Raw genomic sequence first — 24300 nt, 5'->3', positions numbered from 1 at the left:
CCCTCAGATGCTGTAGAAGTCGAGGACGGTGGGCACGCGATCGTTCACCAGCGTGATCACCTTGCGGGCGATGCGCCAGGCGTCCGCGTCCCGCACCAGGGTGTGCGCGTAGCGGCCGTGGCGCGTGTGCTCCTTTCCCAGCCGCGGGTCGTAGACGTGCACGGAGAAGACGGATTCGCAGAGGATCCGCGCCGGTTCCTCCTCCAGCACCTCCACACTGCCGAGCTGGTGCACCGTGCGCGGCAGGGGCAGCGCGGTGATCGACTTGCGGGATTCGATGCGCGCGATCCGCTCCTCCAGCCCCAGCCGGCCGGCGTGGTAGATGAGGGAGACCTGGGTCGCGGGGTCCGTGGTGGCGCGGTACTCGTCCAGCCAGGCCGGCACCCAGTACACCGCGTCCTCGCGGTACATCCGCACCCACTCGTCCCACTCGCCGCGGTCGAGCAGCCGCGCCTCGCGGAACAGAAGCGCGGAGGCCAGTTCCAGCGCGGAGCGGGCGGAGGGCAGGCCGTCCATCACCCTGCCTTCCCCGCGCCGTGCAGCATCAGGCGGCGCCAAGCGCGGTAGCCCGCGTGGAAGTTCGTCTCGCCGCCGAAGGCGGGCAGGCCGAAGGCGCTCTCGGCGGGGTTGATGCCGAGCTCCGCCGCGTGGGCGCCCGGCAGGCCCTCGCCCATGCCGCGCAGGTAGCCCTGGGTCGCGCCCGCCTGCTCCGCCTCGTATCCGGTCTGGCAGAACTCGTACATGACGTTGTCGTCCGAGCTGGCGAGGCCGGAGGGGTTGAAGAAGTCCTCGTAGCTCCGGATGCGCATGGCGCGCGCCTCCGGCGCCTCCCCGACCGGGGCGAGGCAGTGGGAGGTCATCTCCGTCCGGTTCGCCGCCAGCGGCCGCCAAGTGCGGAGCTGGGCGGAGAGGATGTCGATCACCTGCAGGTTCGGGAAGATCGTCAGGTTGCGCTGCCGCAGCATCCACTTCACCCGGTCCGGCCCCAGCCGCGCGCGCGTCGCCTCCAGCACCGCCGGGTCGGAGGCGAGCGGGCGGCCGTAGAGCTGCGTGCGCTTGATGGACCAGTTCACCGCGTGGCCGTGGTCGAAGCTGAAGCTGCCCTGGCCTTCCTTCTCCTCCGGATCCTCGTCCGTGAAGCCGGCCCCCGGCCCGGCGACGGCCTTCCGCTTCTTCAGGATGTCCACGTAGGAGCTGTGGGTGGAGGAGAAGTGGTAGTAGTCGAGCCCGTTCTCGAACTGCAGTTTCCAGTTGGCATCGAAGGTGTAGGTGATCTCGCCCGGCACCAGCTCCAGCTCTCCCGTGGGGCTCTGGTCCACGACGAGGTCGAGGAAGAAGCGGGCGTCGCCGAGGTGCTCCGCGAGGCTCGGCACGTCCTCCGTCAGGCTGGCGAAGATGAAGCCGCGGTAGCTGTCCAGCCGCGCGACGGGGACGAGGTCATGGTCCGCATTGGCGAAGGACGCGGGGTACTGCCCCGCCGCCTCCTCGGTGATGGAGATGTTGCGGCCGGCGCTGTCATAGGCCCAGCCATGGTAGCGGCAGACGTGGAACTTCTGCCGCCCGTGCTTGAAGGGGCAGACGATCGTCCCCCGGTGCCGGCAGGTGTTGAGGAAGAGGCGCAGCGCCCCTTCCTTGTCGCGCGTCAGCAGCACGGGCTGGCGGCCGATGTACGTGGTGATGAAGTCGTGCGGCCGCGCCACCTGGGATTCGAGGCCGACGAAGACCCAGTTGTGCTCGAAGACGTGGCGGATCTCCGCCTCAAAGACCTCCGGGTCCGTGAAGACCCGGCGGTCCACCTGGAAGACGCCGTCCTCCGGGCGGTCATCCACCAGCCCGGCGATGGCGCGCAGGTCCGGGCGGGGTTGGAAGGCGGCGTTCATCGGGAACTCCCTTGCCGGGTGGTGGAGGGGCAGGTCACGCGGCCACGGCCTTGCGGAGGTCGCCGCCCGCCTGCCCGGCCTTCTCGCGGTCGAGGCGGGCACCGGCGGCGACGAGGCGGCGGGCGATGGCGAAGTCGCGCGCGGCGTCCAGGCAGGCCGCGCCAATCACGCGGCCCTCGCGCAGGTAGAGGCGGAACTGCGGGCCACGCGCGAGGCTCTCATCCGCTTCCGCCGGGGCACCGACGATCCGCAGCGTGTGCCCGTACTGGTCGCTCCAGAACCAGGGCGTCTCCTCCGGCTCCGGCGCGAGGCCGAGGATGGCGCGCGCGGCGGCGCGGGCGGAGCCCTGCGCGTGCGCCCAGCTCTCCTGCCGCGCGCCGCCCGCCGCGCCCTCGCGGAAGGCCAGGTCGCCGATGCCCCAGACCAGCGGGTCGGCGGTGCTGGCGTAGGTGGGGCCGACCAGCAGCCCGTCCCGGCAGGGCAGGCCGGCGGCCTCGGCCAGCTCCGTGCGCGGCCGGATGCCGATCCCCTGCACGACGATGTCGCCCTCCAGCACCGTCCCGTCGCCGAGGGTCACGGCGGCGCCGCGCTCCGTCGCGGCGATGGAGCGGGCGGCGATGCCCGTGCGGATCTCCACGCCTTCGCGCTCGTGCAGCCCGGCGATCCACGCGGCCGCCTCTTCCGGCACGTTGCGGCCGAGGATGCGCGGGCCGGCCTCGATCACGCGCACCGAGAGCCCGCCCGCCCGGAAGCTCGCCGCCACCTCCAGGCCGATGACGCCCCCGCCGATGACGACGGCGGAGCGCGCGCCCCGCATGCGCGCGCGCAGCGCCACCGCGTCGTCGCTGGTGCGGAGAAGCTGGGCCAGTTCGCCGCCGGGAATGTCGAGGTTCCGCGCGGAGCCACCGGTGGCGAGGACCAGCGCGTCGTAAGAGAGGTCGGTCCCGTCCGCGAGCCGGACGAGCCGCCGGCCCCGGTCGATCGCGAGGACCGGCGCGCCGAGGCGCAGGTCGAAGCCGCCCGCCCACCGCGCCGCATCCGCCAGGACCGTCGGGGCCGCGTCGTCGGAGGCCAGCATCGCCTTGGAAAGGGCCGGCCGCTCGTAGGGATGGTGCCGCTCCTCCCCGAGCAGGACCACCGCGCCGTCAAAGCCGAACTCGCGAAGGGCCAGGGCGCAGGCGCCGCCCGCATGGCCCGCGCCGACGATCACAACGCGACGCAGCGTGCCCGGCATCCCTTCCTCCCCCATTCCTGGTGCGGAGCGTCCGGGCAGATCCGCCGCCGCGCGCCGTTTCCGGTAGAATAGTTGTCTGGACACCTATTGCAAGGCCAATCTTGCCGTGTCCCCTGACGCCGGAGCAGGACGGAAGCGGCGACGAACGCGCATGCCACGGAACAGCATCTACGCCCCCGTCACCGAAGGGCCCGCCGGGGAGGCCGTGGCCTTCGACCGCTACCTGCCTACCGTGCTGTCCAAGCTCGTCAGCGAGCTGCGGATCTCGGCCAATGCCTTCTTCGGCGACCGCTACGGCGTGACCCTCATCGAGTGGCGCATCCTGTCCTTCCTGGCCGCGGCTGGGCCCTCCAGCGCCTACACGATCTGGACGGAGGGGGAGCTGGACAAGGCCGCCGTCAGCCGCGCTCTCCGCGGCCTGCAGGGGCGCGAGTTCGTCACGATCCTCCCGGGCACGCGCACCCGCCGGCCCAGCCTCGTCATCGACCTCGCCCCGGCCGGGAGAAGGCTCCACGACGCGATGTTCGACGAGATCATGCTGCGCCACGAGCGCCTGCTGGACGGCCTCTCCCCCGGCGACGCCGAGACGCTGTTCAGCCTGCTCCGCCGGGTGCGGGAGAACATCCCGGGGATGAGCGGCGGCCGGCCCCTCCCGCGCGACTGAGGCGGGCCCGGTTCCACCGGCCCCAGCCAGCCCGCGGCGCCCGGGGAACCGCGTTCTGGCGGCGCTCTGCGCTCAGGTCCGGGCGGGGTCGGGCAGGTCGGGCGCCCCCGCCCAGTTCCCCGTCCGCAGCGTCTGCGGCGACCAGCCGCCGGGGACGGGCGGGAGCGCCAGCGGCAGCCCCGCCGCCCGGAACACCGTCCGCCCCGGCTCGAAGCGCCAGAGCCGCTCCGCGCCCGGGAAGGCGGCGACCTCGGGGGAGTCGGCCAGCACCTCCGCTCGGCCCGTCATCTGCACCAGGTCGCCGGTCGCGTCCTCCACGAAGACGAGCCCGGCGCGCGGGTTGGCCAGCAGATTCCCCAGCGTGTTGAAGAAGCGATTGCCGGAGAAGTCGGGGATGGTGAGCGCGCCGTCCGCGCCGATCCGCACGAAGCCCGGCCGCCCGCCGCGGTGCGACACGTCGACCTGCCGCCCTCCCCCGGGTGGATCGGCGAAGCTCGCCACGTAGAAGGTGTCGGCGCCGGCGATGATGCGTCGGGCCCTCTCGTCCGGCCCCTCCGTGACCAGGGGCGGCGCGGAGGGTGCCGCGCGCGGGTCGCGGAGGGCGCGCACCTCCCGCTGTCGGATGTACTGGGGGCAGTTGCCGAAGCTCTGCTCCACCCGCACCGTGAAGGCGCCGGGCCCGTCGCGGAGGAGGGTTCCGTTCATGCGGTTGCGGCGCCGGGTGGCCGGTTCGATGCCGAGAAGGCCGATGGCGTCGCCATCCTCCATCCCCGCATCCGCCGGGTCAGCCGGGTCGCGCGGCAGGTCGAGGCGCAGGTGGCGGGGATCGGGCGAGCTCATGAAGCCCGGCCGGCCGGCGCGGAGCGTGGCCCAGGGCCGGCCTTCCGGGTCCACCGCCCCAATGACGACGAAGGGAAGCCCCGCGAAGAACAGCCTGTGCTGATCGGGCATGTGGTCGCGGATGATTCTCCGGCCCATTGCCTCTAACTGCTCGCTCGACCCTGCTTCCCGCTGCAGTGCCACCTCTCCGGCGTGCCAGGGCGAGGGACGGTCGTCCGGCCCCGCGCCGGTGACGAGGTCACGCGGCATGGAGGCCTGCCGCGGTCCGGGGGAAGGCGAGGAAGCCCGGCAGTGCCTCGACGCGGGCGAGCCAGGCGCGGATCGCCGGGTAGGGGGCGAGGTCCACGTTCCCCTCGGGCGCGGCGACGATGTAGCTGTAGAGGGCGATGTCGGCGATCGTCGCCCGGTCGGCCGCGATCCAGCTTCGCGCGCCGAGCTCCGCCTCGATGAGCGAGAGAATGGCGTGCGCGCGGGGGATCACCTCCTCGGCGCGAAACGGCGCGCCGAAGACGGTGATGAGGCGGGCGGCGGCGGGGCCGAAGGCGATCTGCCCGGCCGCCACCGAGAGCCAGCGCTGCACCCGCGCCGCGCCGGCTGGGTCCTCAGGCAGCCAGTCGGTCCGGCCGAGCTTCCGGGCGAGGTAGACGAGGATGGCGTTGGAATCGGGGACCACCACCTCCCCGTCCTCAAGGACCGGGACCTGCCCGAAGGGGTTCAGGGCGAGGAAGGCGGGCGACTTGTGCTCGCCCGCGGCCATGTCGACCTCGACGAGCTCGTAGGGCACGCCGAGGAGGGAGAGGAACAGCCGGGCCCGATGGGCATGGCCGGACAGTTCGAGGGAGTGGAGCTTCACGTGGGATCTCCGTGGCAGGGTTCCCTGGCATGGAAGTCCTTTCCGGAGCCTGACAGAAGCCGCGTTATCGGAACTGCACTGATGCGTAGGATGGAATAATCAGGGGCTGCCGGGAGAGGAGGCTTCGCCGTGGACCGTTGGCAGGCCATGCGCGTCTTCGTGCGGACCGCGGAGTGCGGGAGCTTCACGGGGGCGGCGCGGGGGCTCGGCATGAGCCCGCCCGCGGTGACGCGGGCCGTGGCCGCGCTGGAGGAGACGATCGGAACCCGCCTCCTCCAGCGCACCACCCGCTCGGTCCGGCTCACCGAGGCCGGGCAGCGCTACCTGGAGGATTGCCGGCGCATCCTGTCCGACATCGAGGAGGCAGAGGCCGCCGCCGCCGGATCCTACGCCACGCCCACCGGGACCCTGACCGTCACCGCCTCCGTCCAGTTCGGGCGCCTGCACGTCCTGCCCGTCATGACGGAGTACATGGCCCGCCACCCCGGGGTGACCCTGCGCGCGCTCTTCGTGGACCGGGTCATCAACATGCTGGAGGAAGGGGCGGATGTCGGGATCCGCATCGGCCACCTCCCGGATTCCGGCCTCATGGCCGCGAGGGTGGGCAGCGTGCGGCGCGTCCTCTGCGCCGCCCCCGCCTACCTGGCGCGGCACGGCGCACCCGCCGCGCCGCGCGACCTGCGCGACCACGCCGTGATCGGATCGACCGGCATCGACCTGCTGCCGGAGTGGCGCTTCGGGCCGGAGCGGAGGACGGTGGTCAGCCTGCGGCCCCGGCTCGTCTGCAACACCGTGGACGCGGCGCTGGAGGCCGCCCTGGGCGGGCACGGGATCGTGCGGCTGCTCTCCTACCAAGTCGCGCCCGCGCTGGCGGAGGGAGGGCTCGCCCTCCTTCTCGAGGAGCACGAGGAACCGCCCGTCCCCGTCCACGTCGTGCATCTCGGGGGAGGGCGCCCCTCGGCGAAGATCCGCACCTTCGTCGATCTCGCGGTCGAGCGGCTGCGCGGGAACCGCTTCCTTCAGCCCGCCCCACCGTGAGCGCGTCCGAGGCCGGTCTCGCACCCGTCCCGGTCGCTGCGCGTGGCGCGGCCGAAGCGCGGGGCGGAGGCCCGCCCCATGGGGCCGACCGGGCGCGGCCTGGGCGGCACGGAGCGGACGCGGAACGGGCCCCCTATCAGAACCAGCGGAGCAGGCCGGTCGCCTCGTGGCAGTTCACGTAGACGAAGTCCGGATTGTCCTCCCGTAGCACGCAGACCTCGTGCCAGAGGCGGAGGTTCCTGCCGTCCCAGTGCTTCCGCACCATCGCCCAGAAGCTGTTGAAGATGGCCAGGTGCGTCGGATGGCCTCTCGACCACTCCTCCAGGTGGCGCAGCGAGAGGAACATCGCCAGGCCGGAAGACCTCGACGCCTCGCCTCCGTCCGGCCCCCTCTCGGTCATGAACCGGCACGAGAGGCAGCCCGTGGCGGCGGGCTGGTCCCGCAGGAAGGCCATGCCCTCGAGGAGCCTCGGGTGGACCTCGTCCAGATAGGTCCTGAGTTCGTCGCCCCCCACGGCTGTCCAGTCCTGCCCCGACCTGATGACCGCCATGTTCGCCGGCGGCCGGACGCGCAGGAGGAACCCGTGCGTCGGGCGGCCCGCCGCGGCCGGCCGGTGCGGCAAGGGGGTGTCCAGAGGCGTGTCCAGGGGCGCCCGCGCCGCCGCGCCGATCCGGTGCCGCATGGATCCGAAATAGGCGTGGGCCCGGGTCGTCTCGCCGGGGTTGGCCGCGGCCCGGGCGATGCCGTAGTCCGGACGCCCCGCGATCGTCTCGAGGCGGTCCAGGGAGACGAGGATCGTTTCCTGCCACACGCCGACCTCGGAGGCGAGGCGGTCCGGGTGGTGCAGCCAGACCGCGAAGCCGCTGGCGGTGGTCCAGGCGTCGTAGCGGTCCCGGTCGAGCCAGTAGCAGGCGAAGACCTCGTTGACGAAGCCGTGCTCGTCCCGGAAGGCGGAGCGCTCGTGGAAGTCCGGGCCCTCCGCCCTGCCCAGGAACTGCTCCAGGAGGTTGGTTGCCTCTCTCAGCGCATCCTCCGAGCGGGACTGGCACGCGACGTAGGAGATGACGGGATCCCGGACCTCGCTCCCGAACCGGGAGGAGTGGGCGGGGTAGGGCGGTTCCCAATCCGCCCGGGGCCCTGGGCCGGCGGGCGCCGGGGGCTCTTCTGGATGCATCTGTCACCTTCGATCGGGTGTGATGGCCGCCAGCCAGCGGGAAGAGGGGGCGCCCGAGTTCGGGCGCGCCCTCAGGGGACGCGGGGCTCCTCCGCGGAGACCCAGCCCGCGGCCTGATGGGCGTCCTCGGCCGGCTTCCAGTCCATGACGGGCGGCGCCGGGGCGCGGTTCAGCAGCAGCCGCGTCACGTCCGGCCGCGCGTAGTGCCCGGCCGGGTCCGCGACGGACTTGGCGAGCGCGATCCGGCCAAGATCGACCTCGGCAAGGACGAGGCCCTCCCATTCGGGATCCCGCGGCTCCGAGAGGGGGCGCCCGTCCGGGCCGTAGATCATGGCCCGGCCGCCGCCCCTGGCGAAGGCGGCGCGCTGGCTGTCGTCGACGCAGATCGTGTCCACCATCTCCTGCGAGACGACGGCGCAGGGGGCCAGGACGAAGCATCCCCCCTCGGCGGCGTAGACCTGGCTGGCGGCGTTGTTGACCTCGTGCCCGAGCGCGTAGACCGGGCGCCCCTCCCCGCTGGAGAGGCTGGGCCAGGCCGCGACGTGGATCTGCTCGTTCTGCGCGTACATCGCGTATTTCGAGAGCGGCTGCAGATGCTCCCAGCAGTTCAGCGCGCCGAGGCGGCCGAGCTCGCTGTCCACCACCGCGAGATCAGCCCCCGCCCCCTCCCCGAAGACGGACCGCTCCACGTGCGTCGGCTTCAGCTTGCGGCGCCGGAGCAGCGTCGCGCCGGAGGAGGAGACGACCCACTGGCCGATGTAGAGGCTGCCGCCGGATCGCTCGGCGAGTCCGAAGACGGCGACCACGCCCCGGCGCGCCGCCGCATCGGCCAGCATCCCGGCCTCGGGCGAATCGTAGCTCAGCGCGTTCTCGAAGTAGCGCTCGAAGAAGCCGTGCCGGAAGGACGAGACGGGCGAGTGGTGCCAGATCCACCAGGGGTATCCCGGGATGAAGGTCTCGGGAAAGGCGATGAGGGCGGCCCCGGCCTCGGCCGCCTCGTCGATCAGCCCGATGCACCGGGCGACCGAGGCCCTGAGATCGAGGAAGGCCGGGGCGGCCTGCACGGCCGCCACCCGGTAGGTTCTCCTGGCCTGGCCCGGCATCGCCGTCCCCCTAGCTCTGCGGCGTGAAGCCGACCGCCCTCACGATGCGTCCCCATGTCTCGTGCTCGCTCGCGACGCGGGCGCGCAGCTCCTCGGGGCTGCTCAGCCGCACCTCCAGGCCCTGGACGGCGAAGCTCTGCGCCACGGCGGGCGCGGAGAGCGCCGCTGCCGTCAGTCGGCCGAACTCCTCGACGCGCTCGGCGGGGGTCCGGGCCGGTCCGAAGAAGGCGAACCATTCCTCGAAGGCGAGGTCGGCATATCCCTGCTCCACCAGGGTCGGCACGTCAGGCAGGAAGCGGCTGCGCGCGGCGCCGCTCGTGGCCAGGACGCGGCACTTGCCCGCCTTGACGTACTGGAGGAACTCGCCGACCGGCCCGCAGACCGCGGGGATCTGGCCGCCGATCATGTCGAGGATGGCCGGGGGCGTGCCGCGATAGGCGACATGCGTCATCTCGGCGCCCGCGGCGCGGCCCAGCATGATCCCGATGAAGTGCGGGGTCGTGCCCGCGGAGGGGGAGCCGAAGCTGGCGCGCCCCGGGTTCTCCCTGCACCAGGAGAGGTATTGCGGGACCGTCCTCACCTCCTCCGGCACCGTGGGGCCGACGCCCCAGGCGAACTCGAAGGAGGCGCCGCAGGAGAGCGGGGCGAAGTCGGTGAGCGAATCGTAGGGCACCTGCGCGTAGGTGTGCGGGTGCTGCGTCAGCACCCCGAGCGGCGTCATCAGGAGGATGTTGCCGTCCGGCGAGCCGTTCCTGATCGCGGCGGCCGCGATCTGCCCACCCGCGCCGGTGCGGTTCTCCACGATGGCGGAGCGGGCGTAGGAGGGCGGGAGGCCGTCCGCCGCGCGGCGGGCCACCGTGTCGGCTGTGCCGCCCGGCGGGAAGCCCGTGACGATGCGGACGAGATCGAGCGATCTTGCCCGTGAGGGGGTCGAGACCAGCGCTGCCCCCAGGGCGGGGCCGATCCCGACGAACTGCCGGCGCAGCATGATGATGAGCACTCCTCTCCCGTTGCGAGATCACGTTCCATCATCGGCAGGGCCGGCGCGGTTCCGCGCGCCCAGGGCTGCCCCGCCGTTCGGCGCCGCGTGTCGCCCGACATGTCCTCCGCGGGTCGCCGCCACGGGCGGCAACCCTCTTTGTTGCTTATTCAATAGTTGTTTTGACACCCGTTGGCAACGGGTTTGAAGCCGTGATGGTACGGGGGCAAGGACCGGAGCGGGTGATCGCGACAGATGGCTGAACGGCGCAGGCCACGGCCCCTCGGGGTGGAGAATCCGGCCGAGGTGGTGGATTTCGACCGTTACCTCCCGATCCTCCTTACCAAGCTGGTGGCGGAGTTGCGGCAGTCGGCGAACGTCTTCTTCCGCGAGCGCTACGGCATCACGCTGCTGGAGTGGCGCATCCTCGCCTTCCTGGCGTCCGAGGGCTCGGCCAGCGCCTACGCGATCAGCACGGAGGCAGAGCTGGACAAGGCCGCGGTGAGCCGCACGCTCCGCGTCCTTGAGGGGCGCGGCCTCGTCCGGATCGAGCGGATGAAGGGGGATGCACGGACCAAGCTGGCGGTGACGCTGACCCCGGAGGGCAGCGCGCTGCACGGCGCCATGTTCGGCGAGATCATGGAGCGCCATGCCAGGCTCGCCGACGGCCTCTCGGCGGTCCAGATCGAGGGGCTGATCGATGCCCTCCGGCAACTCCGGCACAACGTGCCGCGGATGGGCCGCAAGGGGGAAAAGGTGCGGGAGCTGATGCGCCCGGCCAAGCGGAGCCGGGAGCAGGATCCTCTCCCGTGACGGATCGGCCGTGGTGCCGGACCTGCACGGGTAGGGGCCGCGGTACAGGCGGCTCCGCCCCCGGTTGCCGCCCGTCCGGGACCGCGACCGGGGCCGCCTGCCCCTAGAGGAGTTCCAGCTGTCGCGGCTCCGCCCCCGGCACCGCGAAGGCGCTGCAGTCCAGCGAGCCGTTCTCCCGCGCGCCGTCCAGGCCCAGGCGCTTCATCGCCACGGCGAAGCGGCGGGCGAGCATGTCGGCGTAGGGGCCGGTGCCGGTCTGGCGGATGCCGAAGCGGGAGTCGTAGGTCTTCCCGGCGCGGGTCTCCCGGACCAGGGCGAGGACGCGGGCGGCGCGGTCCGGCATGTGGGCGTTCAGCCAGTCCTCGAACATCTGCCGGATCTCGAGGGGAAGGCGCAGCAGCACGTAGCCGGCGGCGCGGGCGCCGTGGGCGTGCGCGGCCTCCAGGATCTTCTCCAGCTCCGCGTCGTTCACGCCGGGGATCATCGGCGCGGCGAGGACGCCGACGGGAATGCCGGCCCGGCGCAGCTCCAGCATCGCGGCCAGGCGGCGCAGCGGGGTGGCGGCGCGGGGCTCCATGATGCGGGCCAGGCGGTGGTCCAGCGTGGTGACGGAGAGGCAGACCTGGACGAGGTTGCGCTGCGCCATGCGGGACAGGATGTCGAGGTCGCGCAGCACGCCGGCGGACTTGGTGACGACCGTGACAGGGTGGTTGTGCCGGTCCAGCACCTCCAGCACCTGCCGCGTCAGGCCGAGGGTGCGCTCCACGGGCTGGTAGGGGTCGGTGTTGGCGCCCAGCGCGATCGGGCGGGGGGTGTAGCCGGGCTTGCGGAGCTCCTTCTCCAGCAGGCTCGCCACCTCGGGCTTGAACTGGAGGCGGGACTCGAAGTCGAGGCCCGGGGAGAGGCCGATCCAGGCATGGGCCGGGCGGGCGTAGCAGTAGATGCAGCCGTGCTCGCAGCCTCGGTAGGGGTTGATGGAGCGGTCGAAGCCGAGGTCCGGGCTGTCGTTCCAGGAGAGGGCGGAGCGGGAGGCGTCCCGCGTCAGGGTCGTGGCCAGCGGCGGCAGGTCGGCCATCGCCTCGGCCAGGGTGCCCCAGCCGTCGTCGAAGGCGTCGGCCCGGGTGCGCTCGAAGCGGTTGGCCGGGTTGGACAAGGCGCCGCGGCCGCGCCGGAGGCCCGGCAAGGTGCTGCCACGGTTCAGAAGGGGGCTGCCCAGGCTGCCGTCCGGCATGGTGGCCTCCGATCGCGTTCTCTCTGTGTTCCCCGTGATTTGGGGGCAGGTGGGGCACCCCGTCAAGAACATTGAGAGAACGGATGCGTGAGAATCGTGATGGGCACTGCAGCTCTGCCCGAACCCAGCATCACGGGAATGTAACGCAGGGTGACGACAGAGTGGCGGAAGCAAGGCAAGGCTGGCGTCTCACGGGCAGGTGATCCTACGCTGCGTCGCATGATGGCCTTCGAGGTATCCCCGCGGTCCTTCCCCTTAGCCCGCCCGGGCAGGGGCCCAAGCCACGTCAGGAAGTGGTTCGCGGGGGCATCGGGCGTCGGGCTCGGGCCGGGCGGCCGGGCGGCCCTGATCGCAGCGGCCCTGCTGGCGGGATGCGCGGCCGGCGACGGGCCGGGTGGGCTGGCCCCGGCCGAGGAGGTGGCGCCCGTGTTGGCCCAGGCCGCCTCCTCCGTTTCCGGGCCCGCGCGACGGCCCTCCCCGCCGCCGGCGGCGGCGCCCGGCCCGGAGCCGCAGGGCGTGTTCGGCGCCTACCTGGCCGGCCGGCTGGCCGCGAACGAGAGCGATGCGGGCGTGGCGGCCGAGGCGCTGCTGGCCGCGCTCGGCGCCGAGCCGGACGAGCCGGAGATCCTGACCCGCGCCTTCAACGCCGCCGTGATGGACGGGCGGCCGGAGGCGGTGCGCCTGGCCCGGCGCCTGCCGGACAGCCAGTTGGCCGCCCTGCTGCTGGCCGGCACCGATGCCCAGGCCGGGCGGTGGGAGCGGGCGGAGGCGCGCATCCGCGCCCTGCCGCGCCAGGGCAGCGCGCAGATCCTGCAGCCGCTGCTGCTGGCCTGGACCCAGGCGGGACGCGGAGGCACCGACACCGCCCTCGCCACGCTGCGCCCCTTCACGGAGGGCGGGCCGCTGCGCGGCGTGGCGGCGCTGCACGGGGCGATGATCGCCGACGTGGCCAACCGCCCGCGGGACGCGGAGCGGCTGATCCGCATCGCGGTGGCCGAGGCGGAGGAGCCGAACATGCGGCTGACCACCATCGCCGCCGGCATCCTGGCCCGTTCGGGGCGGGAGGTGGACGGGGCGCGGCTGTTCGACGCCATGGCGGTGGGTTCCGACGACATCGCGATGACGGCCGGGCCCGCCGCGCGCCGGGCGGCGCTGGCGGGCCGGGCTGTCGCCTCCCCGGTGGAGGGGATGGCGGAGGCGCAGGTGGCGCTGGGGGCGGCGCTGCGCGGGCAGGGGGCGCCGGAGCTCGCCCTCATCCTCGCCCGCCTCGCGCAGCGGCTGCGGCCGGGCTTCGCCCCCGCGGGCATCCTCGCGGCCGAGAGCATGGCCGACGAGCGACACGTGGCGGGCGCGCTGGCGGTGCTGGAGGGCATCCCGGCCGAGGACGGGATGGCGCCCTTCGTCGCGCTGCGCCGGGCCGCGCTGCTCGGCCGGCTCGGGCGGGGCGAGGAGGCCATGGCCCTGCTGCGCCGCCTGGCCGAGTCCCACCCGGAGGCGCCGCAGCCGCAGCTGGCCATGGCAGACATGCTGCGCCGGCAGGGGCGGGGTGCCGAGGCCGTGGGCGCCTACGGCACCGCCATCGGCCGGCTGGGCCAGCCCGGCCCCGCCGACTGGCCGCTGTTCCACGCCCGCGCCATGGCGCGGGAGCAGGCGGGGGACTGGAGCGGGGCGCAGGCGGACCTTCGCCAGGCGCTGACGCTGGCGCCGGACCAGCCCGCGCTGCTGAACCATCTGGCCTACGGCTGGGTGGAGCGGGGCGAGAGGCTGCAGGAGGCCCGGGCGATGCTCGAGAAGGCCGTGGCCGCCCGGCCGGGGGACGGGAACATCGCGGACAGCCTGGGCTGGGCCCTGTTCCGCCTGGGCGACGTGAAGGGCGCCATCATCTGGCTGGAGAAGGCGGCGGAGCTGGAATCGCGCAACGCCACCATCAACGACCACCTGGGCGACGTGTACTGGGCGGCCGGGCGGCACGCCGAGGCGCGCTTCCAGTGGCGCCGGGCGCTGGGGCTGGACCCGGAGCCGGACGAGACGGGGCGGCTGGAGGCGAAGATGCGCGACGGGCTGCCCGCCGCCGCTGCCGCGCTGCGCTGACGCCCGTGCTCTCGATGCCGGAAGCGGCCGGAACCCTGGCCGAGAACGCGCCCGCCAAGGTCAACCTGCACCTGCACGTGACCGGGCGCCGGCCGGACGGCTACCACCTGCTGGACAGCCTCGTGGTCTTCGCCGGCGCCGCGGACCGGGTGACCGCCGCGCCCGGCGAGGGGCTGACCCTGTCCATCGAGGGGCCGGAGGCGGGCGGGCTGGCGGCGGAGCCGGACAACCTCGTGCTGCGGGCCGCGCGGCTGCTGGCGGAGGCGGCGGGGCGCGATCTGCCGGGCGTGGCGCTGCGGCTGGAGAAGCGGCTTCCCGTCGCCTCCGGCATCGGCGGCGGCTCGGCGGACGCGGCGGCAGCGCTGCGGGTGCTGGACCGGTTCTGGGACCTGCGGATGGAGGCGACGCGGCTGGAGGCGCTGGCGCTGCGGCTGGGGGCCGATGTCCCGGTGTGCCTGGCCTCCCGCCCGGCGCTGATGCGGGGCATCGGGGAGGTGCTGGCGCCCGCGCCCGCCCTGCCGGGCTTCGGGATGGTGCTGGCCAACCCGCGCGTGGCCGTGGCGACGCCGGCGATCTTCAGGGCGCGGCAGGGCGGGTTCTCCCCCGCCGCGACGCTGCCGGAGAGGTGGGCGGACGCGGCGGGGCTGGCGGCGGGCCTCTCGGCCCTGCGGAACGACCTGGAGCCGCCAGCGGTCGCGCTGTGCCCCCCTGTGGCCGAAGTGCTGGCGGCGCTGCGCGCCCTGCCCGGGGCGCTGATGGCGCGCATGAGCGGGTCCGGCGCGACCTGCTTCGCGCTGTTCGCCGATGCGGGGGCGGCGGAGCGCGCGGCCGGGCAGCTGCCCGGGGGCTGGTGGCGTTGGGGCGGAGCGGTGCGCCACGGATAGGCACCGGAGGGCTTTACGCGGGCCGCGCGGGAGGACATGTTCCGGCCGGCTCCGGTGGGGCGTAGCCAAGCGGTAAGGCAGCGGTTTTTGGTACCGCCATTCCCAGGTTCGAATCCTGGCGCCCCAACCAGCGAATCGGATTTCAGTTTGATTTCAGGTGTTTGCGTCGGCGATCCAGCCCTTGGAGGCGGCTCGGCGGCCCGTGTCACACATCGATGTCACACAACAGCGTCACACAACGGTCCACGCCACCCGGCGGCGGCCGCGGCGCCGAACCGTCCACCTCGCCCTGCGGGGCGGCCGGTGGATCTGGCGGCGGCGGCTGCCCCAGGGCCTGCTGCGGCACTTTGGAACCGACGATTCCACGTGCGGTTTTCGGGACATCCAGATAGCCCTGGGGACAGGTGACAGGGGGGTCGCGGTGCTTCGTGCCGCTCCTCTCGACGCTGAGTTCGAGCGACTGGTGGCGGTGCCGATGGGCGCGACGGCAGGGCAGATTGGTACGGTTGGCCAGGCCCTCTCGGCCTTCCGCAAACGCGTTGTCACCTGGAGCGAGGCAGAGCGGGCTGCCCGGCCAGCCGGTGTCAGGGGCAGCGATGCCCTAGTGGCGGAGTGGACCATCGGAGGCAACCTGGGTCAGGATCTCTGCGCCTTCGCGGAACAGCCGGGCGTTCTCGGCCAACCTCTCCCTCTCGGACTGCTGGCACGCCTCACGGAGGCGCTCGCGCCCGGCTCTGACACCTCTGGCAAGTCCTATGGCGTCGCGGCCGGGGAGCTGGCCTCCGCCCTGGTCGCAGGCGCGGACAAGTCGCTGATACGGACGAGCCTGCTGGGCGAGACGGCCTGGCGTGCGGCTGTCGCCGAAGGACGGGCCCGCTTCTTCGAAAGGGCGCTGCTGGCCAACGACACCGACCTTGCGGAGGAGCACCTGGGGAGGTTCGAGGCCGAGGAGGGCATGACCTTCGAGCCCGCAACACGGCGCATCATGCTTCGGTATGCGCTCCAAGTGCTGGCCGAAGTCGCGCGTGACGACGCCCGACGTGACCGTGGGAAGTACCCGGCGCCCGAGGCCGATCCGGTAATGGACCTGTTCATCCAGAGCGGTCTTGCCGATGGTACTCCCGGAGTGACACTCGACGCCAGCATCGTGGAGACGGCGGTGACGTCGGTGAGCGACGGCGAACAGGAGGTGGTGACACCGGCAGCACCTGCGGAAGCGGGCAATCCTGCATTTGCACCCCGCTTCATGAGGCGTCTGCGGCTGCCATACCCTCAATTGAAGCCCGCCCAGCCGATCAGGTCGGCGCGAAGCAAATCCGCGACTAGAACGTGGCCAGGCGTCTCTTCGGCGAACTCTGTGGCGACCTTGAGATCAACGCGATAACGAGGAGAACCTGCCAGGATTTCGTGACGGAGCTAAGCCGTGTGCCAAGCCAACACGGCAAAGGCGAGCGGTACCGGAACATGACTGCCCGCGAGGCCATCCTCGCGGCGAACGAGGACGACGCGATGTCGTCGTGCACCGCAGTTGTCAACAGAACCGACCCTGATGATGCCCCGCAAGTTCCCCGTATGGCACCAGCCACGATCAACAAGCATTTCACAAGCCTGCAGACCCTCGTTGGCGAGCAGCTTGCCATCGACCGGAAGGGTCTCACACCCTTCGTGGCAGTCAGGTTCACCAAAGAGTACGTCAAGGCCAACGCCACCATTGACCGCAGGCAGCTCGAGGATGATCGCCTTACCGCCATCTTCCACGGGCCGGTCTTCAGCGGATTCGGCGACCATGTCGAGAAGCGCTACGTCGCTGGAACTACCCTGGTCCGCGATGCTCGCTACTAGGTTCCACTGGTTGCGCTCTACGGAGGCCAACGCCTGGAGGAACTCCTCGAACTCCGGCCTGATGACATTGTGACGGAAGATGGCGTCGACATCATGTCGATCGGAGCGATTCATGATCGAAGGCGCGCACGCGTGAAGACCCCGAGCAGCGTGCGCAGAATTCCCGTTCACGGCGCCCTGAAGCAACTTGGGCTTCTCGACTACGTCCGGCAGATGCGGCAAAGCGGGTCCCGGCTCCTCTTTCCATGTTTTAGGCGAGGCGGGCCCGACAAGAGCTACGGGCACGGCTTCACCCAGTGGTGGACGGAGTACCGTCGCGCCGTGGGCGCCTACAAGGAGGGCCAGGACTTCCACTCCATGCGCCACGGCGTGAACACGCGGCTTCTTGCCGCCAAGATTCCTGAACCGATCATCCGGACGCTACTCGGCCATAGGCAGGGGAACAGCATGACAGGAGGAACGTACAACAGCGGCCTGCCCAATGCAGAACTCGCCAGCGCGATGGAACTGCTTCGGTACCCCGAATTGAATCTCAAGCTGCTGAATGACCGCGCTGCGCTCCCTCAGAACCGATGACCGATATCGACCCAAACAGGGCTCTCGCTGCGGTGATCCGAAATGCTGGGTCTGGCCGGAAGCGGAACGGCTGCTTCGGAGAAAGTGTTACGACAGAGCGGACAGGAACATCCTCAAAGGTGTTGACCCAAATCTGCTCTAGCGACCCCTCAAGTGGGAAGACAGCCTACGGCGCCGCTGCATTGAGGCGCCTTACCCTCGGGCCTTCAGGGACGGCCAGTTCCGCCGCCACCACTGCCGCGATCTCCAGGAAGCTGCGAACCACCGGCATGCGCTGGAGGTCGGCGGGGCAGGCGACAAACTCGTCAAAGTGCGGAGCGGGTGCGACGATTGAGACAATCCTGCACCGCTGATCCTGCCCCGCCTCTGACCGCAGGACGGGCGCAATGCCGATGCCGCACGCGACGGCCTCCTTCGCCGCCTCGCGGGACTCCATCTCGACGAAGCGGGTGAGCGGGTGGTCCGCCGCAGCCGCCGCATCGAGGAAGGTGCTCCGGGTCGTGGAGCCCTCCTCCCGGATGATCAGCGTCTCGTTCTGGAGGTCCTGGTAGGTGACGCGGGCGCGGTGGGCCAGCGCATGGTCGTGCTTCATGAGAAGGACGATCTCGTCCCGGCGGAGAAACTGGACGTGCAGCCTGGCGTCGCCGACCTTGATGTTCGCCAGCACTCCGATGTCGATCTCGTAGCGCAGCATCGCCCTGTGGATGGCCGTCGAGTTACCGAACCGCAGCGAGAATGTGACCTCGGGGTGAATGTTCTTCAGCTTCTGAAGGATCGGCATCACGTGGAAGGGCGCAACCGCGCCGATCCGAAGATGGCCGCCCACGAGCTTGCGCTGGTTGCCGAGCAGGGCGCGCGCCTCGTCCTGTGCCGCGTAGAGCCGCCCTGTGATGCTGTGCAATTGGCCGCCGAGCTCCGTCAGCTCGATGCTGCGGCCGACCCGCCGAAACAGTTTGACCCCGTACCCCTTCTCGAGGGCGGCGATCTGCGCCGAGATCGTGGGCTGGCTCACGTTCAACCGCACGGCCGCGCGGGTGAAGGAGCCCTCGGCAGCGGCGACGTGGAAGCATCGAAGCTGGGCGTCATTCATGACCACAGCTCCTATGAGACTCATTAGCCGTTTCTATTAGTCGCCCCGAAGCATCACATCTAGGTCTGGCGCCAGCTTTGATCCCGACCCTCTTCCGGATGACCGACGCCATGGCCCACGCGAACCCCTTGAACGACATGCTGCTGCGCACCGGCGTCGACGAGACGAGGAGCGTCGACCTAAAGGCCGCGTTCGGCGACAGCAGCATGACATTCACGTTGAAGAACAGTGATGGTGATGTCGTTGATGCGGAGATCCTCGACGGCGTCCTGACGCTGCGTGCGGGAGAGCACGGCTTCTCCGACCTCGTGGTGACCGGGACGGACGCCTTGGGAAACACTGTCACGGACAACGTCCGGGTCCATGTCGCGGGCGAGAACGCCTTCACCGTGGCCGTGCTGCCGGACACCCAGAACTACACCTCGAACCCGGCCCTGAACCACATCTTCGGCGACATGACGAACTGGCTGGTCGACAACGCCGAGAGCCGGAACATCCAGTTCGTCGTCGGCGTGGGCGACATCACGGACAACAACAACGCGGCCCAGTGGAAGATCGCCGAGGAAGCGCTCCGCCGGCTGGACGGCAAGATCTCGTACTCCATGCTGCCGGGGAACCACGACCAGGCTTCCGGCGGCAGCGCGGCCAACCACTCCACGGACTACCTGGACACGATCTTCTCGCCCGACAAGCAGGCGGCAACGAACCCGGACACCTTCGGCGGCGTCTATGACCGGGAGCCTACTCGCTCCGCGAACACCTACCACACCTTCCAGGCGCCGGACGGCACCAAGTGGCTGGTCCTCTCGATGGAATTCGCCCCGCGCGACGACGTCCTGCGCTGGGCGGGCGACGTCATCGAGGGCCACCTCGATCACCGCGTCATCATCGCATCGCACACCCTGACCACCTATGCCGGGCGTAGCGACGCCTTCGCGGGTCAGATCGGCGCCGCGCCGGTCCAGGGCTACGGCGTCGGGAACAGCGCCGAGGGCGCCAATGACGGCGAGGCGGTCTATCGCCAGCTGACCAGCCGGTACCCCAACGTCGTCATCACCCTTTCCGGCCACGTGCTGGGCGACAGCGCGGAAACCAACATCACCTACTCGCAGCACGGCAACGCGGTGGCCGACATCATGGCCGACTACCAGAACGGCTCCACGACCGAGCTGATTTCCCGGGGCGGCGAGGGGGCGATCCGCCTCTTGGTCATCGACCCCGACGCCGGCACCATCTCAATGGACACCTACATCACCGAGCGCGACGAGTACCTGACCGGCTACCGCGGCAAGGAGGAGCTGGACCGTGACGGGCTGACCGGCCCCTACCGCGGCCATCAGGAGACGATCGGCGGTCTGGACCTGAAGGCGCCGGAGCTACGGGCCCAGGCCGATGCCGGCGCCGACCAGTTCGTCAGGACCGTCGGCGGAACCGCCTCCGTCGAGCTCGACGGGACCGGAACGCTGAACCGCGGCCTGGCGGCAAGCTACGAGTGGCGGGACGCGGACGGCCGGGTGCTCTCCACCGAGGCAGTCGCCAAGGTCGACCTGGCCGCCGGCAAGCACACCCTGACCCTGGTGGTGACCGACCATGACGGGCGCGTGACACAGGACGAGATGCTGCTCGTCGTCTCCGGTCCCGGCACGCTGCTGACCGACAACTTCAACGACGGCGATGCACGGGGCTGGGGACCGGTGCCGGTGCCGAGCTTCTCCGAGGCGCTCGAGTTCGGCTCGACACAAGAGCTGGGCCTGCCGGCACTGCCCGGCGGCGGGGGCGGCGTGATGGGCTTCCCCGCCACGGCGCCGACGCTCGAGGGCTTCCTGATCCGCCCGGATTTCGGCACCGCGGCCGGGCAGACCATCCGCAGCTACACGCTGGTGCTGGACATGCTGGTGAAGGCCGAGCACGCGGGCAAGTGGTTCGCCCTGCTGCAGACGGATCCGGCGCAGTCCAGCTCCAACGACGCGGACCTCCTCATCAACAAGTCCGCCGGTCTCGGAATCAGCGGCAGCTACACTGGCAGCTTCACCTACGATGCCTGGCACCGGGTCGCCCTGACGGTCACCGAGACGAACGGCGGCAACGCCACCCTGGCGAAGTACATTGACGGCGTCCTCGTCGGCACCCAGTCCATGCCGGCCAGCCGCTACGCGATCGACCCGGTGAAGGGCTTCCTCGTTTTCTCCGACAACGCCCCGAACGGCACCGACCTGCAGACGCAGCCGGGCTTCGTCTCCAGCATCCTGTTCGCCGACCGGGCCATGGGCCGGGCGGAGATCGAGGCCCTGGGCGGCGCCAAGGCCCAGGGCATCCTTACGGCACCACCCTCCAGCGGTCACGCCCTGCAGTTCGACTTCGGGGCCGACGCTCCCTTCGCGCCGAGCCTGGGCAACGGCGCCTTCACGGTGGTGGAGCCGCAGAGCATCCTCGATCACACGGAGTTCGGCACCACGGACGAGCTGGGCTCCGCCCCGATGCCGGGCGGCGTCGACGAGATCATGGACATCCCCGCCACCCCGGCCGACCAGGGCTACCTCATTAAGCCAGGCTTCGGGCCGGCGGACGGTGGGCCGATCAAGAGTTATACCTTCATCGTGGACGTCTTCGCGCCGGCGGCCAAAGGGCACTGGCTCGCCCTGTTGCAGACCGACCCTACCAACGTCAGCGACGCCGACTTCCTGGTGAACATGTCCGGCGGGATCGGCATCAACGGCAGCTACACCGGGACCTTCAAAACCGACCAGTGGCAGCGCGTGGCGCTGACCGTGACCGACAAGGGCGACGGCACGGTCACCCTGAGCAAGTACATTGAGGGCCAGCTCGTCGGCACGCAGTCGATGGACGCGAGCCGCTACGCCATCGACCCCGCCAAGGGCTTCTTCATCTTCACGGATGAGGGCCATTATCAGTGGAACTTCGAGACGGCTCCGGCGCAGGTGAACAGCGTGTTCTTCAGCGACCGCGTGCTGACCACGGCGGAGATCGGTGCGATCGGCGGCGCACGGGCGGGCGGCATCGTGGCGCCCTCGGCGGTCGACTCGGCCCACGCCGTGCAGTTCGACTTCACCGGCGGCAGTCTGGCGCCGAGCTACGGCGCCGGCAGCCTGGAGCTGTGGGATCGCTCCACCTCCGGCACCTATCTCGACGGCTGGTCGGTGAAGGGCAGCGTCAACGCGCCCGGCGCCCAGCCTGGCGAGGGAGCGCTGCACGACCGCTCCGACGCCGTCGGGAAGGTCCTGCTCTGGCAGGGTCAGGGCGCGGAGGCTTGGCGGGACTACCGCTACGACGTCACGCTGACCTCCACCGACAACGACGAGATCGGGGTCGCCTTCTACTACCAGGACCAGGGCAACCACTACCGCTTCACCATGAACACCCAGACCATGCAGCGCGAGCTGGTGCGGGTGCAGGGCGGGGTGGAGACGGTCCTGGCGGAGGTTCGCGCCGGCTACCGCTTCAACGACGCCCTGGACCTCTCTGTGGTGGTCAGCGAGGGCCGGATCGATGTGCTGCTGGATGACCGGAGCGTCTTCGGCGGCCCGGTGCTCGACAGCAGCCCGCTCTCGGGCGGCACGGTCGGGGTCCTGTCCAGCGGGCAGAAGAGCTCGATCTTCGACAACGTCGTCGTCAATAAGCTGGCGCTGACGGCCCATGGCGAGGCAGCGATGCGGGTCTTCGCCGGGGCGGGGGCCGAGACGGCCCAGGTTGTCGTCAGCGCGGCCCACTCGTTCGGCCCTGCCGACATCATCGCCTATCGCTGGCTGGTGGACGGTCAGGTGGTCGGCACCGGGCGGGATGCCGTCCTCGATCTCGCCATCGGCACCGAGAGCGTCACGTCGGAGGTCACGGACGCGGGCGGCCGGACGAGCAGCGACCTCGTCGCGCTCGACATCGTCGGCGACGGCGAGACGCTGATGCGGGAGGGCTTCGGGAGCGGCTCGCTCGGCTCCTCCTGGCGCATCCTGGACGAGGGCACGCTGGAAGGGCCCTCGGACTGGCGGGTTCAGGACGGCCGACTGTATCAGAACTCCAACATCTACAGCGAGCAGCTGGTCGCCAACGGTCCCAGCAACCCTGATAACTGGCAGAAGGGATGGAGCCCGCTCGGCGATGGCACCTTCGTGCTGCGCAAGGGCACCACGGCGCTCTACCAGCCCGAGGACGGCAAGGCGGCCGCTTGGCGCGACTACTCGGTGGAGGCGCGCTTCCACACCCCCGACGACGACGGGGTGGGCCTCGTCTTCTACTACCAGGACCCCGGCAACCACTATAAGATGGAACTCGACGCCCAGCGTGGCGTCTGGACTCTCGTCCGCCTCGTCAACGGCATCGAGGAGGTGCTGGGGCAGGCCTGGGGCGGCTACGCAGTCGGCAAGGAATCGCACCTGCGGGTCGATGTCCTCGACCACCGCATCACGGCCTACCTGGACGGCGAGGCCATCTTCCCGCTGCCCATCGAGGACCGGGCGCTGTCGGGCGGCACCTTTGGCCTCTACTCCTGGGGCAGCAAGGGCGTCTCCTTCGACGACGTGGCGGTGGTCAGCCTCCTCAACGACGCGCCCTCGATCGCTGGCGACCTGCGCCTCGAGGTGGTCGAGGGTGGCGTGGCAGTGCTGACCATGGCCGACTTGGCCGCTGTGGACCCCGATGACGGTGCCGAGGAACTCTCCTTCACGGTCGGCGCGGCGACGCACGGCGAGGTCCTGGTTGAGGGCGTGGCGGCGTCGAGCTTCACCCAGGCGCAGCTCGCTGCCGGTCTCGTCTCCTTCCGGCACGACGGGTCCGAGACGACGGCGGCCGGCTTCAGCGTCATCCTCGCCGATGGAGGGGAGGACGGTGCCGGCCCGGCCCAAGCCGACGTTGTCGTGGCGGTCACGCCGGTGAACGACGCGCCGGTGGTCTCCGCCCCCGGCCAGGTGATCCTGGAGGAGAACAGGGCCGAGGTGGCCACGATCCTGGCGAGCGATGGGGAGGGCGACGCCATTACCTTCTCGCTGGGCGGCACCGACGGGGCTTTGTTCGCAATCGGCGAGGATGGGCACCTTCGCTTCAAGGCCGCGCCAGACTACGAGCGGCCGACGGATGCCGACGGCGACAACCTCTACGACCTGGTCGTCCGAGCCTCCGATGGGGTGGACGTCACCGAGCACGCGATGATGGTCGCGGTGCAGGATGTCGAGGAGGGCGGCCGCGGCTTTGAGGTCATCGGTGTGAACGACTGGTACAATCCGTCCTGGGGCGGCGGGTTCAACGCCACCTTCCGCTACACGGTGCAGGAGGCCGATCTGGTCGGCGGCGAGGTGAAGGCCTGGGCCATTATGCCAAACTACGAGGGTGCGGGTCGGGTCACCAGCGCCTGGGCGAGCGGGTTCAACGGGAGCGTGACCGTCGGGCCGGACGCGGATGGTGACTACGCCATCTCCACCCTGGGCCAAGCCTACAAGCCGACGCTGCGGGCTGGTGACGTGCTGACCTTCACGCTTCAGGTTCAGGACGCGGGCTTCGATGCGGAGGACTTCGCCTTCGCCTTTGACGACCTCGACCGCGCGCCCGGCACCCCGACGCCCTCCGCCATGCGGGTCGAGGCGCAGCGGACGAACGACTGGGGGAGCGGCATCAACCAGAACGTCACTCTGCACAACGCCGGGGCAGGAACTGTCGAGGGCTGGCAGGTCGAGCTGGACGTCGCCTCGGGGGTGAAGGTCGACACCACCAGCGTCTGGGGCGCCACGGCCAGCCGCGACGGCGAGGGAGACATCGTCTTCACCTCCCTCGACTGGAACGCGACCGTGTCGGGAGGCGGCACTGCCAGCTTCGGCTTCAACGCCAGCTATAGCGGCAGCAACGGTCTGCAGCTCAGCAGCTCCGACTTCCACCTGCTGGGCTAGGCACGGCGGCCCGGGCGGGTGGGCCTGCCCGGGCCAACTCGGTGATGTCGTCCAGGGGTGGCATTGCTGGCCGTCCTACAGGTCGCTCGTCCGATAGGTGGCTCAGTTGGCATAATC

At 71.0% G+C, this 24300-nt stretch carries 19 protein-coding genes and 1 tRNA gene; 10 read left to right on the top strand and 10 right to left on the bottom strand.

Annotation, left to right across the window (positions count from 1 at the left end; genetic code table 11):
- Positions 1-3: 3 nt before the first annotated feature.
- Genes VQH23_RS06615 through VQH23_RS06605 form a run of 3 tightly spaced genes read right to left on the bottom strand, consistent with a single transcriptional unit; the run spans position 4 to position 3114 of the window.
- Positions 4-516: an aromatic-ring-hydroxylating dioxygenase subunit beta gene (locus tag VQH23_RS06615; RefSeq protein WP_338664839.1), complete on the bottom strand. Its 513-nt coding sequence runs from the start codon at positions 514-516 to the stop codon at positions 4-6.
- On the bottom strand, positions 516-1880 hold the full coding sequence (locus tag VQH23_RS06610) for an aromatic ring-hydroxylating dioxygenase subunit alpha (RefSeq protein WP_338664838.1): 1365 nt from the start codon (positions 1878-1880) through the stop codon (positions 516-518). The genes VQH23_RS06615 and VQH23_RS06610 overlap by 1 nt, the downstream gene beginning before the upstream one ends.
- A 34-nt stretch (positions 1881-1914) precedes the next feature.
- On the bottom strand, positions 1915-3114 hold the full coding sequence (locus VQH23_RS06605; RefSeq protein ID WP_338664837.1) for an FAD-dependent oxidoreductase: 1200 nt from the start codon (positions 3112-3114) through the stop codon (positions 1915-1917).
- Positions 3115-3265: 151 nt separating this feature from the next.
- On the opposite strand from VQH23_RS06605, the gene VQH23_RS06600 reads away from it, so the two are divergent.
- Positions 3266-3778: a MarR family transcriptional regulator gene (locus VQH23_RS06600; RefSeq protein ID WP_338664836.1), complete on the top strand. Its 513-nt coding sequence runs from the start codon at positions 3266-3268 to the stop codon at positions 3776-3778.
- Positions 3779-3850: 72 nt separating this feature from the next.
- Here VQH23_RS06600 and VQH23_RS06595 read toward each other — a convergent pair whose 3' ends face one another.
- A complete protein-coding gene (locus VQH23_RS06595) occupies positions 3851-4729 on the bottom strand; it encodes a pyridoxamine 5'-phosphate oxidase family protein (RefSeq protein WP_338664835.1) in 879 nt (292 codons plus the stop codon).
- Between the two features lie 127 nt (positions 4730-4856).
- Positions 4857-5471 (bottom strand): glutathione S-transferase, encoded by a 615-nt coding sequence (locus VQH23_RS06590; RefSeq protein ID WP_338664834.1) that lies wholly within the window; start codon positions 5469-5471, stop codon positions 4857-4859.
- Positions 5472-5600: 129 nt separating this feature from the next.
- On the opposite strand from VQH23_RS06590, the gene VQH23_RS06585 reads away from it, so the two are divergent.
- Positions 5601-6509: a LysR family transcriptional regulator gene (locus tag VQH23_RS06585; protein WP_338664832.1), complete on the top strand. Its 909-nt coding sequence runs from the start codon at positions 5601-5603 to the stop codon at positions 6507-6509.
- Positions 6510-6645: 136 nt separating this feature from the next.
- Here the strand turns inward: VQH23_RS06585 and VQH23_RS06580 are convergent, their stop codons facing one another.
- From VQH23_RS06580 to VQH23_RS06570, 3 genes are all read right to left on the bottom strand, one after another.
- Positions 6646-7683, bottom strand: a complete 1038-nt coding sequence (locus tag VQH23_RS06580; protein WP_338664831.1) for a phenylacetaldoxime dehydratase family protein — start codon at positions 7681-7683, stop codon at positions 6646-6648.
- 71 nt (positions 7684-7754) lie between these two features.
- Positions 7755-8786: a carbon-nitrogen hydrolase family protein gene (locus VQH23_RS06575; RefSeq protein ID WP_338664830.1), complete on the bottom strand. Its 1032-nt coding sequence runs from the start codon at positions 8784-8786 to the stop codon at positions 7755-7757.
- Positions 8787-8796: 10 nt separating this feature from the next.
- A complete protein-coding gene (locus VQH23_RS06570) occupies positions 8797-9774 on the bottom strand; it encodes a tripartite tricarboxylate transporter substrate-binding protein (RefSeq protein ID WP_338664829.1) in 978 nt (325 codons plus the stop codon).
- Between the two features lie 246 nt (positions 9775-10020).
- On the opposite strand from VQH23_RS06570, the gene VQH23_RS06565 reads away from it, so the two are divergent.
- Positions 10021-10578: a MarR family transcriptional regulator gene (locus VQH23_RS06565; protein WP_338664828.1), complete on the top strand. Its 558-nt coding sequence runs from the start codon at positions 10021-10023 to the stop codon at positions 10576-10578.
- Positions 10579-10681: 103 nt separating this feature from the next.
- On the opposite strand, the gene VQH23_RS06560 is transcribed toward VQH23_RS06565, so the two are convergent.
- On the bottom strand, positions 10682-11809 hold the full coding sequence (locus VQH23_RS06560; protein ID WP_338664827.1) for a PA0069 family radical SAM protein: 1128 nt from the start codon (positions 11807-11809) through the stop codon (positions 10682-10684).
- Positions 11810-12235: 426 nt separating this feature from the next.
- Between VQH23_RS06560 and VQH23_RS06555 the strand changes: the two genes are divergently transcribed.
- The 6 genes from VQH23_RS06555 to VQH23_RS06530 all read left to right on the top strand — a co-directional run bounded on the left by VQH23_RS06555 (position 12236) and on the right by VQH23_RS06530 (position 17202).
- Entirely contained in the window at positions 12236-13900 is a 1665-nt protein-coding gene (locus tag VQH23_RS06555) for a tetratricopeptide repeat protein (protein WP_338664826.1), read from the top strand.
- A 14-nt stretch (positions 13901-13914) separates the two neighbouring features.
- A complete protein-coding gene (locus tag VQH23_RS06550) occupies positions 13915-14784 on the top strand; it encodes a 4-(cytidine 5'-diphospho)-2-C-methyl-D-erythritol kinase (RefSeq protein WP_338664825.1) in 870 nt (289 codons plus the stop codon).
- Positions 14785-14839: 55 nt separating this feature from the next.
- Positions 14840-14914, top strand: a tRNA-Gln gene (locus VQH23_RS06545).
- A 27-nt stretch (positions 14915-14941) separates the two neighbouring features.
- A complete protein-coding gene (locus VQH23_RS06540; RefSeq protein ID WP_338664824.1) occupies positions 14942-16168 on the top strand; it encodes a DUF6538 domain-containing protein in 1227 nt (408 codons plus the stop codon).
- The gene (locus VQH23_RS06535) at positions 16114-16626 is read left to right on the top strand and encodes a hypothetical protein (protein ID WP_338666168.1); all 513 of its coding nucleotides are present in this window, start codon (positions 16114-16116) and stop codon (positions 16624-16626) included. The genes VQH23_RS06540 and VQH23_RS06535 overlap by 55 nt, the downstream gene beginning before the upstream one ends.
- A gap of 6 nt (positions 16627-16632) precedes the next feature.
- Positions 16633-17202, top strand: coding sequence for a site-specific integrase (locus VQH23_RS06530; protein ID WP_338666064.1), 570 nt, complete (start codon positions 16633-16635; stop codon positions 17200-17202).
- Positions 17203-17368: 166 nt separating this feature from the next.
- On the opposite strand, the gene VQH23_RS06525 is transcribed toward VQH23_RS06530, so the two are convergent.
- Positions 17369-18292: a LysR substrate-binding domain-containing protein gene (locus VQH23_RS06525; protein WP_338664823.1), complete on the bottom strand. Its 924-nt coding sequence runs from the start codon at positions 18290-18292 to the stop codon at positions 17369-17371.
- Between the two features lie 98 nt (positions 18293-18390).
- Between VQH23_RS06525 and VQH23_RS06520 the strand changes: the two genes are divergently transcribed.
- A complete protein-coding gene (locus VQH23_RS06520) occupies positions 18391-24183 on the top strand; it encodes a cellulose binding domain-containing protein (protein ID WP_338664822.1) in 5793 nt (1930 codons plus the stop codon).
- The last annotated feature ends 117 nt before the right edge of the window (positions 24184-24300 follow it).

Origin of the sequence: Pararoseomonas sp. SCSIO 73927 (genome assembly GCF_037040815.1) — a bacterium.
Classification (GTDB): Bacteria; Pseudomonadota; Alphaproteobacteria; order Acetobacterales; family Acetobacteraceae; genus Roseomonas.
This window is presented reverse-complemented; position numbering and strand designations above follow the sequence as displayed.